We start from the raw sequence: 13,243 nt of genomic DNA, 5'->3' as shown, positions 1-13,243 counted from the left end.
CCACGCCGGCTATTTGCGCGCGGCCACCCGCGCGCGCAGCGCGTCGAACATTTTCGGGATGCTGTCGCGGCTCATGCTGTCGACGATCCAGCCCAGGCCCATCGGCACGGGGCCCGGATCCGTGTACACCTGGTACCTGACGGCGGCAGCGCCCGCATCGAGCGGATCGGGCGACAGCTGCCAGTAGCCGCTGGTGTCGGCGATGGTGTCCTCCACCTTCAGTCCCTCCATCGGCACCAGCTTCCAGGCCAGGCTGCAGCTCGCGTCGAGCACCTTGGGCGTCATTCTCAGGCGGTATTGCTTGATTTTTCCCATTGGCAGCTTGAGCGTGACGTCGACCAGCGAGGCGCCACCGCCGGCGGCCGTCACCTTGATCTTGTCCACGTTCGGCATGAACTGCGGATAGCCGGCGAAATCCTGGATGGCCGCGCAGACGGTGTCCACGCTGGCCGGCATGCTGGTCGTGGCGGCAAAGGTCTTGCCGGGCATGCCGGCTTTGCTGACATCGCGCACATCGAGCGCAGGCGTGGCCGCCAGGGCGGCCGGCGGATAACAGGCGGAACAGGCGGCCAGTGCGAACAGCAGGGTCTTCATGGTTTTTCCTGTTCAATCTGCGCGCGCAGCGCCGCCACGTCGACGCGCTTGAGGTAGCTTTCGATATTCTTCCACACGGCGTGATAGCCGTAAGCGCCATTTTTCAACTCGTCGATCGCCTTCGCGCGCGGCCAGCCCTGGTACAGCATGCGGTACATGGCGGCCATCAGGCCCGTGCGGTCGGCGCCGTGCAGGCAGTGCAGCAGCACGGGTCCCTGCTGTTCGGCGGCGCGGATGCTGCGCATGGTCTCGATCACATGCTTGTCGCGGATGGCCCAGGTATTGATGGGAATGCGGACGGCGCGGATGCCGCTGCCATCGAGCACCTGCGTGTCGGAGTGGAAGGAGCGCAGGCTGATCACCGTCTTCACGCCCAGCGTCTGCAGCTGGGCCACGTCGGCGCTGTCGAGCTTTGCGCTGCGGTACAGGACGGGGGTGACCTGGTGCAGGTTCGACACGTGCGGCAGCGGCGTCGCCCACTCGGCATTGCGCTCGGGCGCCCCGGGCGCTTGCGCGCCGGCGGAACCGGCCGCCAGGGCCAGGAATAGCAGCAAAAGATGCGGCAAGGGCGATAAGGTCATGACTTCCTCTTGTATGAAAACCACAGCAGCACGCCAGCCAGCAGCAGCGATACCCAGTAATCGGTCGGCGCCCACCACAGCCAGTGCTTGTGCCAGGCGATGTGGGCCGGATTGAAGTGCGCCACGCCATAGGCGGGATTGAGCACGAACCACAGATAATCCTCGATGATCCAGAACAGCATGATGCAGCCGATGGCGCGGCACTCGAGGCGCGGCGACCATTGCGCCAGGAAGAGCATGGGAAAATGGAAGAACAGGGCAATGAAGGGAAACACCCAGGCATGGTAGCCCGTCATCGGCCGCCCGCCCCAGAAGATATCGAGCAGCCAATGGCTTTCGATGCGCCAGGTGGGCAGGTTCGCGGCCCACCCGGCCGGCCCCTCGATCTGGATTTCCACCTGGGCGAAGAATAGTCCCAGCAGGGCCACCCAGGCCAGCGTCAGGGCGATCTGCCAGGGTTTTACTACGCCCCCTGTCAAGCCAGCACCTGCGCCAGTACATCCAGGGCGGCGCGCGGACGGCCCAGGGCCAGCGCTTTCGTGCGCATCGCTTGCAGCTGCTCCGGATGATCGAGCAACAGGCGCACGCGGTATTCGAGGGTGACGGCGTCGAATGCCTTCAGGGCCACGCCCTGCTCCAGCAGATAGTCGGCATTGCGCTCTTCCTGCCCCGGAATCGGCGAGTTGACGATCATGGGCAAGCCCAGGGCCAGGCATTCGGACGTGGTCAACCCGCCCGGCTTGGTGATCACCAGATCGGCACACGCCATCAGGCGCTCGACTTCGCTGGTAAAGCCTTGCGCCAGCAGACGGCCCGGATACTGGCCGGCCAGCGCCTGCAGCGCCGCCAGTGCGGCCGCGTTTTTCCCCGCCAGCACGATCAGCTGGAAGTCGCCCGGCAGCGCCAGCAGGCGCGCGGCCACCGTTTCAAGGCTGCCCAGTCCCGCTCCGCCGCCCATCAGCAGAATCGTCGTGCGCCGCGGGTCGAGGCCAAACGCCTGCGCGCACTGCGCACGACCGGGCGCCTGCGCAAAGGCGGGCATGATGGGGATGCCCGTCACATGGATGCGCTCGGCGGGGATGCCTTCGTGGCGCATGCGGAACGCCACTTCGTCGGTGGCGGCGAAATAGCCCTGCATCTGTTCGTGTACCCACATGCGGTGCAAGTCGAAATCGGTGACCTGTACCCACACCGGGCAGGCCAGTTGCTGCTGGCGCAGCGCGCGCGACAGCAGTTCGGCCGGCAGGAAATGCGTGCAGATGATCGCATCGGGCTGGAAGGCGGCGATCTGCGCCATCAGCGCGCGCGTGTTGAGGCGCTCGACGGCGCGGCGCAATCGCTGCATCGAGCTGTCGCGCGGCGCGTCGTGGGTGGCATGGTACAGATAGCCCCACAGCGCGGGCGCCTTGTTGACCAGCTTGATATAAAAATCCGTGTACAGCTTGCGGAATGCGGGCGTGACGAAATCCATCATGTCGAGATGGCTGGCCAGCGCCGCAGGGCCGGCGCCGTCATCGCGCGCCGCGTATGCCTCGATGGCTTGCGCTGCGCGCATATGGCCGGCGCCGGCCGAGACGCTCAGGATAAGAATTTTTTTCGGTGTTTGCTGCGGCATGCGCTGGTGCTCCACTGGAAGCCCTGATCGGGAAAACAGGCACAATACCATTTTCCACGCCGCGCACATTGCAAATTAGCAAGGCGCGCGGCTTCCCTTACTTCAGCGCCGGCGCGACATCCGTGCGCAGCACCGGGTACAGGTTCAGCCGCTCATCCCACGAGGCGTGGCGGCGGGCGAAGAATTCCAGGCGCGCGGCCGGGCTTTTTGCAAACGCGGGGTCGCTGGCCAGCTTTTCGTGGAACTGCGCCGCCAGCGCCGGATCGGCCGCCAGCTGGGCGCGCGCCACGTCTTCGGCCACGTATTCTTCCATGTATTCCTTGCGCTCGAAGGCCGTATTGAAGCTGCCCCAGGCCAGCAGGGAATCGGGCGCGCGCGGCTCGAGCAGGGCCACGACCAGCCGCGCCTTGGCCTGATTGACGGGCACGTACAGCGCACCTGCACCGACCGGACGCTCCTCTTTCTGCCACTCGCCCTGCACGGCCGCCGTCTGGCGCCCCTCGAACGACTGCGCGCCGAATTTCACCTGCGTGGCGCGGAAGGTTTCGACGGGCAGCGTGCCGGGCGCGGTGGCCAGCACCTGATACGACACGCCATGCTGGCGCAGCTTGGCCGCCACCATCTGCGCCTGCGCCGCGGGCACGAGGTAGCCGGCCTTGGGCGCAGCCTGCTGCAGGTCGGGCACGATCTCGTCGCGCAGGGGCACGTTCCAGATCTGCGGCGTGCTTTCGTCGTAGCGCGTCATCAGCGCGCCCGACACCTCGGATGGCGTGCGCGTGTAGGCGTAGCCGCGAAACGCGATCATGCGGCGCTTGTCCGTCGTTTTATACGTGAGCGGCAAGGTGGCGCCGGCCAGCTGCGCGGCGCGCGCGTCCGCCTCGAGCGCCGTTTGCCGCCACTGCGCGCCATGCTGCGCCACTTGCGACAGCAGCGAAACGATGGTGTTGCGCGTGATGCGCACGCGGGTCGGATAGTCCTTCCACGAATGGGTTTCCACCAGCATGCCGAAGCGGTTGCGCAGCTGGAAATAGCCATGCGAGAAGCGCGGATTCGGCGCCGAATCGACAAAGCCCGACTGCGGATTGTCGTTCTCGGCAAACGAAATATAGAACGGTTTCGGGTCCGAGCCCTGCTTTGCCAGGTCGGCCAGGACCTGATCGCGCAAGGCCGTGCCGGCCACGCGCAGGGCCGCGTCGCCCGCATGCACGGGTTCGACCTGGATCGAGATATCGGGTTCGAATTGCGCGCCATCGGTGACGTGCAAGTCGACATAGGCCAGCGGAACCCAGGCGTTCACCAGCGCCAGCATGTGCTGCATCTCGGGCGTATCGGCCTTCATGTATTCGCGGTTCAGATTGTAGTTTTGCGCCGTGCTGCGCCAGCCCATTTCCACGGGGCCGCGCTGGTTCGGACGGTTCCACGCACCGAAGCGCTCGTGGCCGTCGACATTGAAGACGGGCACGAACAGCAGCACTTGTTTATCCAGCGCGCCGGGCGCCGCCTTGCCCTCCAAGACTTCGCGCAAGGCCAGGAAGCCCGCATCCTTGCCATCGATTTCGCCCGCATGGATGCCGCCCTGCACCAGCAGCACGGGCAGCTTGCGGCGCGCCGCCTCGGCCGGCGTCAGCGCGCCCGTGTTGGAGACGGCCAGTGCCAGCATGGGGCGGTTTTCCGGCGTGCGGCCAAATTCCACGCAGCGCACCTGCTTCGGATAGCGCGCCTGGAACTGGCGGCACAGGGCTTCCACTTCCGCATAGCGGCCGGTGCTGACAAAGCCCGAGCGTTCGGCCACCGTGGTCAACGGCGCGCCGGCTTGGGCGGGAGAGGCAAAGACGGACAATATGGCGGCGGACAGCAGGGCGAGGCGTAGCATGGGGGAGGCTCCAGCGGGCAGATGGGAAGCGGGGGATTATATGGCTAAATAAGCGAAAAAAATAAAAGCCAGGATAGCAATATGCGCTCCCGGCTTTTCTATTTACCTCCAACACCGCAAAGGCTGGGGTCAGACCCTCAATGCCGCTGACTCAGAGACTTGCGCCAACGTTCGCGGGGGTCTGACCCCGGGTTTCAGCTACCGAAGTGGTAATTGAATTCGACCCATCCCTGGCGTCCCTGCGGGCTGTAGCTGCCCACCGGATAGTACGGCCAGCCGCCGCTGTCGTCGCGCTTGATCTTGTCGAATACGTTGTTGACGATCAGCGACAAGGTGGCGCGGTCGTTGATGCGGTACACGGTGCTGATGTTGGCCAGCGCCGTCGGCGTCAGATAGGCCTTGCCGGCGGCGTTCGGGATCTTGCTGTAGCGGCTGACCAGCAAGGTGTTCGACCAGTCGCCAGCGCTCCAGTTCACGCTCAGGTTGAGCTTATCGCGCCAGTCCGAATTGTTCAGCGATTTGAGCTCGTCGATCTCTTCGTCGCCGACGAATTGCTGCGATTTATTGCTCAGCACCTTGGCGTAGTTGGCCTTGAAGGCAAAGCGGCCATAGTCCGTCGTGCGCAGCAAATACTTGACGCTGATGTCGATGCCGCTGCTGCTCTGCTTGGCCGCGTTGATCGGATTGACGGTGATGGTCTTGATCTCGCCGGCACGGTTCAGCGCATTGGCGGCAAAGCGCTCGACGCGGTTCAGGGTATCGACGCAGGTCGGCGAGTTGATGTCGGTCTTGCCCAGGCGGCAATCGGCTTCATCGCGCAGTATCTTGTCGGAGCTCAGGTTGGTTACCAGGTCGTCGATCTTGATATTCCAGTAGTCGACCGAGACGTCGAAATTGGATGTCGGCGACCAGACGGCGCCCACGCCGAACGACTTGCCCTTCTCCGACTGCAGATCCTTGCTGCCGTTCTGCACATAGTCGGCGCCCGGCGATTTGTTCGCGTAGTCGCAATCATCGATGGCCTGCCCGGCGACGCCGCAGCGGTAATAGTCGGTGGTGCTCGAGTAGTAACCGGTGCCGCGCGCCTTGTAGATGTAGTTCATGTCCGGCGCGCGGAAGCTGGTGGCGTAGTTGGCGCGGAACAGCAGCTCCGGCGTGGGACGCAGTTCCAGGCCGCCGTTATAGGTGAACTTGCCGTCATGGCGGCCGGCAAAGCTGTAGCGGTCGTAGCGGCCGGCCAGGGTGCCGGTCAGCTTTTCATGCAGCGGCAGGTTCACTTCCGCCCCCAGCGCATAGCGGGTGCGCGTGCCGGCCGTGATGTCGGACTTGGTGGCGACGTTGAAGTAACCTTCGTTCAGGCGCGCGTCGGGCACGTTGCTGAAGCCCTGCTTGCCCACTTCGGCGATGGTGGCGATCTTCGCCACGCCAGCGGGCAGCTGGAACAGGTCGCCGTTGGTAGCCAGGCTCAGGGTATTCGTCCAGGCCTTGTCGTCGCTGTCGGAATTGCCCGTGATGCTGTCGAATTCGGCCGCCGTCACCCGGCGCGACAGGCGGGCCGGATCCGGCGCGTAGACCGGCACGCCGGCGGCATCGGTGCCCAGTTTCGGACCCAGGAAGAAGCTGTCGATATTGGCCAGCGCGCGCGGCGTGTGGCTTTCGCTCTTGTACACAGAGGCATTGTAATTGGCTTCGTATTGCCAGCTGCTGGTGCCCGGCACGCGGCCCTTGGCACCCAGCGAGATGGCCGTGGCCAGGTCGTCCCACTTGCGGTTGTAGCGCTCCACGCCGCCCATTTCCTCGGGCGAGATATAACGCGTCCACGCTTCGTAGCGATCGGTATTCTGGTTGCGGAAATAGCTGCTGCCCGTCGACGACGACGTCCACGTCGGGCCGCGCGTGTTGTTCTCGGTCGAGTTCTTGCCGATCAGGAAGTCGGCGAACAAGGTCGTTTCCGGCGACAGCTCATAGTTGGCGCTGCCGAACACGTTCTGACTGCGGTTCTTGGTTTGCGTGGTCCAGTAAGTGGGGCCCACTTTCGGGCTGGCGCAATAGCTGCCGTTCTTCGCCTGATACTTGACGGTGCTGCCGCCGAACAGGTCGCCGAACTGCGTGCAGGTGTCGCCCAGGTCCACATAGGTGCCGGAAGACCCCGCCTTTACCACGCGACGCGACGCGATATTCGTCGGCGTGCCCGAGCGGGTGGCCATGAAGTCGCGCTGCAGGCTCGACAGCGGATCGCGCTGGCTCAGCTCCACGCTGAACAAGGTATGCAGCTTGTCGAAATTGCCGCCGCCCGTCAGCTGCACGCGCTGGTTGCCGGCGCCGCCGCGCGTGGTGCCGCCCGCCTTGACGTTGATATCGAAACCTTCCGTCTGCTTTTTCAGGATGACGTTGACCACGCCGGCGATCGCGTCGGAACCATAGATGGCCGAGGCGCCGCCGTTGAGGATCTCGATGCGGTCGACAATGCTCGACGGGATATTCGCCAGGTTGGTGAAGTTGACCGTGCCTTCGTAGGCGACGGGGAAGTCGGCCAGGCGGCGGCCATTGAGCAGGATCAGGGTGTGGTTCGGACCGAGGCCGCGCAGGCTGATGGTATTGGCCGACGGCGTAAACGTGTTGCCGAAGTCCTCGCCTTGCGTAAAGCCGCTGTTCTGTACCTGGTTGGTCAGCGCATCGAAGACGTTCTTGTACCCTTGCTTGGTGATTTCATCGCCCGTCAGGATGGTGACGGACGATGGTCCCTCCAGGCTGGCGCGGGGAATCCGCGAACCGGTGACCACGACGGCTGGCGGGGTGGCCGCCGGCTGCTGATCCGCTGCGGGCGCTTGCGTCTGCGCGTGCGCCTGCCATGCGGAACCGCCAAGGATGGCCAGTACGGCTACGGTGAGCGGTGGTAACTTGAATTGTATAGGCATCTTTGCGCTTCTCAAGGTTAGGGAGAAGGCGAAAGATATCAAGATGCCAGCAATTACAGAACGAATGGATTCGTCTTTCTATATATCATAATTGTTATATAGAAATATTTGTGAGAAGAAAGATGCCCCACCCTCATCCAGGAAGGGGGGCAACATGGGGTTTTATCATTTCAATACAGCAATTTCCTTGTAGGCCGGGCGCAGCAGGCGCATGGCCGTGTCGGCCGGACTCGCCATCGAACTCAACAGCCTGAGCGCGCCCGTGGCCGGGGTACAGCTGCCGCTGCCGCGGTAGCGCAACGCCGCCGCCAGCATGGCTTCGGCAGGATCGCCCAGCGCGTGCTGGTAATCGTCCGTCACATCGCACGTTGGCGCCATGCCATCGGCAAAGTCGCCAAAGCCCTTGGCGTTGACACCCTGGAACTGCACGGCGAAATACGTGGTGCCGCAATTCGGCGTGGGATAGAAACCATAGGGCTTGCCGCACGTCGTGCCGCCGATCAGGTTGACCTGCACGTCGACGCCGCGCAAGCCGTTGATGATCGCTTCGCTGGCCGAACAGGTATTGCCCGTCGTCAGCAAGGTCACCCGCTTGAGGCCCAGCGAAGGCAAAGGCGTGCCCTTGGGCAAGGGATTCGGCCCGGCAAAGCCCTGGCTTTGCGTGTGGAATGGCACGGGCGCTTCCGGCCGCGTCTTGTCATTGGCCAGCACCTGCTCGAAGGTCTTGCCGGTGGTGACTTGCGGACCGGCAATCATGTAGGCGAGCTCGCTGGCGACATCGAGATAGCCGCCGCCGTTGTAGCGCACGTCAAGCACCAGGTCGCTGATGCCGGCCGCCTGGAAGCGGCGCATGGTCTCGACCAGCTGGCGTTCGGCCACGTTGTTGTGGGTGTTGAAGGTCAGGTAGCCCACCTTGCCCGTGGGCGTGTCGATGATGCGCTCGTTTTGCACGGCGCTCGTGCTCACTTCCACCGCCTGCAGGTTCGCCGAGAGGGGCGAGCCATTGCGGCTGAACGCCAGCGTGTGCGTGCCTTGCGCTGCAGGGAACAGGCCGGCGTTAATGATCTTCACGCTGGCAGCGTCGGGGGCATTGACGAAATCGGTGCCATCGACGGTTTGCAGCTCATCGCCGCGGCGCAAGCCCGCCAGGTCGGCCGGCGAGCCTGGCTCGACGATCGAGATCACGGCCTTGCGCGGCGGCGTGGTGCGCGTCAGCGCCAGCAACATGCCGTAACCGAGCTCCACGCCGTTGAGCGAGGCTTCCCATTCGGCCGTCGTATACGTGAAATGGAACTGGTCCTTCGGCTTGCCGGACGCCGTCGTGGCCGTTGTTTTGAGCACATCGAAATACGCCTTGGCCGTGGAAAAGCTTTGCGGCAGGTAGGTGGTCGGCACTTCGCGGTACCACAGATACGTTTCATCGATCCAGCTGCGCACCCACGTTTGCTCATCGAGCAAGCTGCCCGGCTTGTCGATGCTGCTGCCGCTGCGCGGCGCCTCGCAACGGTTCGCCACCGTGGAGGAGGCAACCAGCGCCGTCGGCCCTGTCGGAGTCACGGGCGGGACGACGGGCGCGCTGTCGCTGCTGCCGCCTCCGCCGCCGCAGGCACTCAACACACATACGAGGGAAACAGCGAGGGAGCCAAGTCGCAGGGAATGCATGAGAAACTTTCCATAAAGAAATTATCGAAAAATTATAATGCGTTTCGCCAGCAAGCGTTGCTTTCTTTGATACAAAAAAAATGGCGCCCGCAGGCGCCATTGCTACAGCGAGGAACTCACCCCATCACGCCACGGTGGCCGCCACGGGTGCTGCCACGACGGGCGGCAGCGGCGTCGGCGCATTGAAGGCGATCAAGAGACTCGCTTCCTTCTCTTTCGCCGCCTTCAAATGACGCTCCTTCACGTGGCCATAGCCGCGGATGTCTTCCGGAATGCTGGCGATCGCCACGGCTTGCGCCAGCTTGGCCGTCGTCAGCTTCGGCAGCAAGCCGCCCACCGTCGCGCGGTATTCCGCGATCAGCGCACGCTCTATCTTGCGCTCGGCCGTATGGCCGAACACGTCGAAGGCCGTGCCGCGCAAGCCCTTGAACTTGGCCAGCACGCCGAAGGCCTTCAGCATCCACGGGCCATATTCCTTCTTGATCAGATGACCCTGGGCATCCGTTTTCGCCATGATCGGCGGCGCCAGGTGGAACTTGAGCTTGATGTCGCCTTCGAACATGGACGCGATCTTCGCCTGGAAGGCGCCGTCCGTGTACAGACGCGCCACTTCGTACTCGTCCTTGTAGGCCATCAGCTTGTAGAAGTAACGGGCCACGGCTTCCGTCAGGCGCAAGTGCGGACCGTTCAGTGCGCTTTCGGCGGCGCGCACCTGGCCGACGAAGTCCAGATACTGCTGCGCATACGCGCGGTCCTGGTAAGCCGTCAGCAGGGCCACGCGCTTTTCGATGATGTCGTCGAGCGTGTCGATGCGCTTGAATTCCACCACCTTCGCTGGCGTGGTCATGCGCACCAGGCTGGCCGCATCGTGGGCGCCCGCGCGGCCCCAGTTGAAGGCCGCCTTGTTGAATGCCACCGAGACGTTGTTCAAGTCGATGGCCTTCATGATGGCCGCTTCGCTCAAGGGCACCTTGCCCTTTTGCCAGGCGTAACCGAGCATGAACATATTCGTCGCGATGGAGTCGCCCATCAGCGCCGTGGCGATCTGGCCCGCGTCGATGAAGTCGACGTGGTCGCTGCCGCAGGCCTTTTCGATTTCCATGCGCGCCGAAGCGCCGGGGAATTGCCAGTCCGGGTTCTTCACGAAGGCGGCCGTCGACGAGCTGGTCGAGTTGATCATGGCCCAGCTGCGCCCCTCTCCCATGCGCGACAGGGCGTCGCGGCTGGCCGTGACGATCAAATCGCAGCCGATCACCAGGTCGGCCGCACCCGTGCCGACGCGCGTCGAGTGGATATCTTCCTGGCGGTCCGCCAGACGCACGTGCGACATCACGGGGCCGCCCTTTTGCGCCAGGCCGCTCATGTCCAGCACGGAACAGCCCTTGCCTTCCACGTGGGCCGCCATGGCCAGGATCTGGCCGACGGTGACGACACCCGTGCCGCCGATGCCGGTCACCAGAATACCGAACGGCTCGGCCGTCGATGGAATGCTTGGCGTCGGCAAGGCCGGTGCGGCTGGCGCATCCTTGTCGGCGGCAGCCGCCTTTTTCGGCTTTTTCAGGCCGCCGCCTTCCACCGTCACGAAACTGGGGCAGAAACCCGTCGTGCACGAGAAATCCTTGTTGCACGACGACTGGTTGATCTGGCGCTTGCGCCCCAGTTCCGTTTCCAGCGGTTCCACCGACAGGCAGTTCGATTGCACGGAACAGTCGCCGCAGCCTTCGCAGACGGCTTCGTTGATGACGGCGCGCTTGGCCGGGTCCGGGTATTCATTGCGTTTCCGGCGGCGGCGTTTTTCCGAGGCGCAGGTCTGGTCGTAGATCATGGCCGACACGCCGGGCATGTCGCGCAGTTCGCGCTGCACGTCCATCAGTTCCGAACGGTGGCGCACGGTAACGCCTTCGGCCCAGGCGTAATCGTCCGGGTATTTTTCCGGTTCGTCCGTGACGACGATGATGGGACCGACGCCTTCGGCGGCGATCTGGCGCGAAATGATGGCCGGAGACAGGGGGCCGTCGAATTCCTGGCCGCCCGTCATGGCCACCGCATCGTTGAACAGAATCTTGTAGGTGATGTTGACCTTGGCCGAGACGGCCGCGCGGATGGCCAGGATGCCCGAGTGGAAATACGTGCCGTCGCCGAGGTTGGTAAACACGTGCTTTTCATTCGTGAACGGCGCCTGCCCCACCCAGGTGACGCCTTCGGCGCCCATGTGGGTAAAGGTCGACGTTTCGCGGTCCATCCACAGCACCATGTAATGGCAGCCGATGCCGGCCAGCGCGCGCGAGCCTTCCGGCACCTTGGTCGAGGTATTGTGCGGGCAGCCGGAGCAGAAGAACGGCGTGCGGTCCTTTTGCGGATCGGGTTTTACGCTGATGGCCTTGAGGACGTTTTCCTTCGCTTCCAGGTAGGCGATGCGTTCCTTCACGCGCTGCTCGACGGGATGGCCCGCGTAGTAGCGCGAAATGCGGCTGGCGATCGCGCGGGCGATCATGGCCGGGTTCAGTTCATACGTGGCCGGCAGCAGCCAGTCGCCGTGCCCCGTACCCTTCTGGTTGCTCCACTCGCCCGTGTCGTCGAACTTGCCGACCACGCGCGGACGCTCGCCGTCCTTCAGGTTGTACAGCTCTTCCTTCAGCGCGTATTCGAGGATTTGCCGCTTTTCTTCCACCACGAGGATTTCGTCGAGGCCCTTGGCGAATTCATGCACGCCGTCCGCTTCCAGCGGCCAGGTCATGCCGATCTTGTACAGGCGGATGCCGATGTCGGACGCCGTCTGCTCGTCGATGCCGAGATCCGCCAGCGCCTGGCGCGTGTCCAGATACGATTTGCCGGCCGTGATGATGCCGATGCGCGCCTTCGGGCTGTCCCAGATGATCTTGTTGAGCTTGTTGGCACGCGCATACGCCAGCGCCGCATACCATTTGTAGCTGTTCATGCGAACTTCTTGTTCCAGCACCGTGTCGGGCCAGCGGATGTTCAAGCCGCCGGCCGGCATCTCGAAGTCGGTCGGCAAAGTGATCTGCACGCGGTCCGGGTCGAAATCGACGGCGGCGCCCGACTCGATGATGTCGGTCACGCATTTCATCGAGACCCACAGGCCCGTGTAGCGGCTCATGGCCCAGGCGTGCAAGCCGTAATCGATGTATTCCTGCACCGACGACGGGTACAGCACGGGGATGCCGCAGGCGTTCAGGATATGGTCGGACTGGTGCGCCGTGGACGACGATTTCGCCGCATGGTCGTCGCCGGCCAGCACCAGCACGCCGCCGTGCTTGGCGGAACCGGCGTTATTCGCGTGCTTGAAGACGTCGCCGCAGCGGTCGACGCCGGGACCCTTGCCGTACCACATGCCGAACACGCCGTCGTATTTCGCGTCTTCGAACAGATTCGTCTGCTGCGTGCCCCAGACGGCCGTCGCGGCCAGGTCTTCGTTCAGGCCCGGGTGGAATTTGACGTGGTGTTCATCGAGGTATTTCTTGGCCTTGATCGCCGTCATGTCGACGGACGTCACAGGCGAACCGCGGTAACCGGTGATGTAGCCGGCCGTATTCAGGCCAGCTTTTACATCGCGCTCGCGCTGCAGCATGGGCAGGCGGATCAGCGCTTGCGTGCCCGTCATGAAGGCGCGGCCACGCTCGAGCGTGTATTTGTCGTTCAGGGAAATTTCGGACGCGTGCGCGCCCGGCTCAAGACTCGAGCCCTTGATTGGTGCATTCATTACTTGTCTCCATTATTCTCTGTGCTACGCGTGCAGGTCGGTTGAACTCACACGTACCGGCCGCGCTTTATGAGCAATGCCGGTGCGGAAAAATGACTTGTTTGTCGTAGACTACCACAGGAAGGCGCGCAGTTCTTTGCTGCGCTGCACTCCCGTGTTTTACCTTTTTGCTGCTTCTTTTTCTGGCAATGTCGGCAATGTCGGATGACGCTGCGCTCATCCGACCTACAGATATTGGCCGCTTGCTGGCAATGTCGGATGACGCTGCGCCTCGGCGGC

General features: G+C 63.7%; 8 protein-coding genes. All 8 read right to left on the bottom strand.

Going from position 1 to position 13,243, the window contains the following annotated elements; all coding sequences use genetic code 11:
* Positions 1 to 9: 9 nt before the first annotated feature.
* Positions 10 to 594 (bottom strand): SRPBCC family protein, encoded by a 585-nt coding sequence (locus AC3RCG_RS02885; protein WP_492402371.1) that lies wholly within the window; start codon positions 592 to 594, stop codon positions 10 to 12.
* Positions 591 to 1,175 (bottom strand): dual specificity protein phosphatase family protein, encoded by a 585-nt coding sequence (locus AC3RCG_RS02880; protein ID WP_492402372.1) that lies wholly within the window; start codon positions 1,173 to 1,175, stop codon positions 591 to 593. Before AC3RCG_RS02880 ends, AC3RCG_RS02885 begins: the two co-directional genes overlap by 4 nt.
* A complete protein-coding gene (locus tag AC3RCG_RS02875; protein ID WP_070220815.1) occupies positions 1,172 to 1,654 on the bottom strand; it encodes a hypothetical protein in 483 nt (160 codons plus the stop codon). Before AC3RCG_RS02875 ends, AC3RCG_RS02880 begins: the two co-directional genes overlap by 4 nt.
* Entirely contained in the window at positions 1,651 to 2,790 is a 1,140-nt protein-coding gene (locus tag AC3RCG_RS02870; protein ID WP_492402373.1) for an MGDG synthase family glycosyltransferase, read from the bottom strand. The genes AC3RCG_RS02875 and AC3RCG_RS02870 overlap by 4 nt, the downstream gene beginning before the upstream one ends.
* 97 nt (positions 2,791 to 2,887) lie before the next feature.
* A complete protein-coding gene (locus AC3RCG_RS02865; RefSeq protein WP_492402374.1) occupies positions 2,888 to 4,663 on the bottom strand; it encodes a M14 family metallopeptidase in 1,776 nt (591 codons plus the stop codon).
* 194 nt (positions 4,664 to 4,857) lie between these two features.
* Positions 4,858 to 7,581, bottom strand: coding sequence for a TonB-dependent receptor plug domain-containing protein (locus AC3RCG_RS02860; RefSeq protein WP_121670886.1), 2,724 nt, complete (start codon positions 7,579 to 7,581; stop codon positions 4,858 to 4,860).
* A 165-nt stretch (positions 7,582 to 7,746) separates the two neighbouring features.
* Positions 7,747 to 9,243, bottom strand: coding sequence for a S41 family peptidase (locus AC3RCG_RS02855; protein ID WP_492402375.1), 1,497 nt, complete (start codon positions 9,241 to 9,243; stop codon positions 7,747 to 7,749).
* Positions 9,244 to 9,367: 124 nt separating this feature from the next.
* Positions 9,368 to 12,964, bottom strand: coding sequence for an indolepyruvate ferredoxin oxidoreductase family protein (locus AC3RCG_RS02850; protein WP_121670885.1), 3,597 nt, complete (start codon positions 12,962 to 12,964; stop codon positions 9,368 to 9,370).
* Positions 12,965 to 13,243 lie beyond the last annotated feature (279 nt).

This window comes from Janthinobacterium sp. GW823-FHT01H08, assembly GCF_058797855.1.
The sequence above is the reverse complement of the archived record's forward strand: the minus strand, read 5'-3'. Positions and strand labels throughout refer to the sequence as shown.

Bases quoted from the DNA above. Each gene is read 5' to 3' on its own strand.
- AC3RCG_RS02885 (WP_492402371.1), bottom strand. From the start codon at position 594: ATGAAGACCCTGCTGTTCGCACTGGCCGCCTGTTCCGCCTGTTATCCG.
- AC3RCG_RS02880 (WP_492402372.1), bottom strand. From the start codon at position 1,175: ATGACCTTATCGCCCTTGCCGCATCTTTTGCTGCTATTCCTGGCCCTG.
- AC3RCG_RS02855 (WP_492402375.1), bottom strand. From the start codon at position 9,243: ATGCATTCCCTGCGACTTGGCTCCCTCGCTGTTTCCCTCGTATGTGTG.
- AC3RCG_RS02865 (WP_492402374.1), bottom strand. From the start codon at position 4,663: ATGCTACGCCTCGCCCTGCTGTCCGCCGCCATATTGTCCGTCTTTGCC.
- AC3RCG_RS02870 (WP_492402373.1), bottom strand. From the start codon at position 2,790: ATGCCGCAGCAAACACCGAAAAAAATTCTTATCCTGAGCGTCTCGGCC.
- AC3RCG_RS02850 (WP_121670885.1), bottom strand. From the start codon at position 12,964: ATGAATGCACCAATCAAGGGCTCGAGTCTTGAGCCGGGCGCGCACGCG.
- AC3RCG_RS02860 (WP_121670886.1), bottom strand. From the start codon at position 7,581: ATGCCTATACAATTCAAGTTACCACCGCTCACCGTAGCCGTACTGGCC.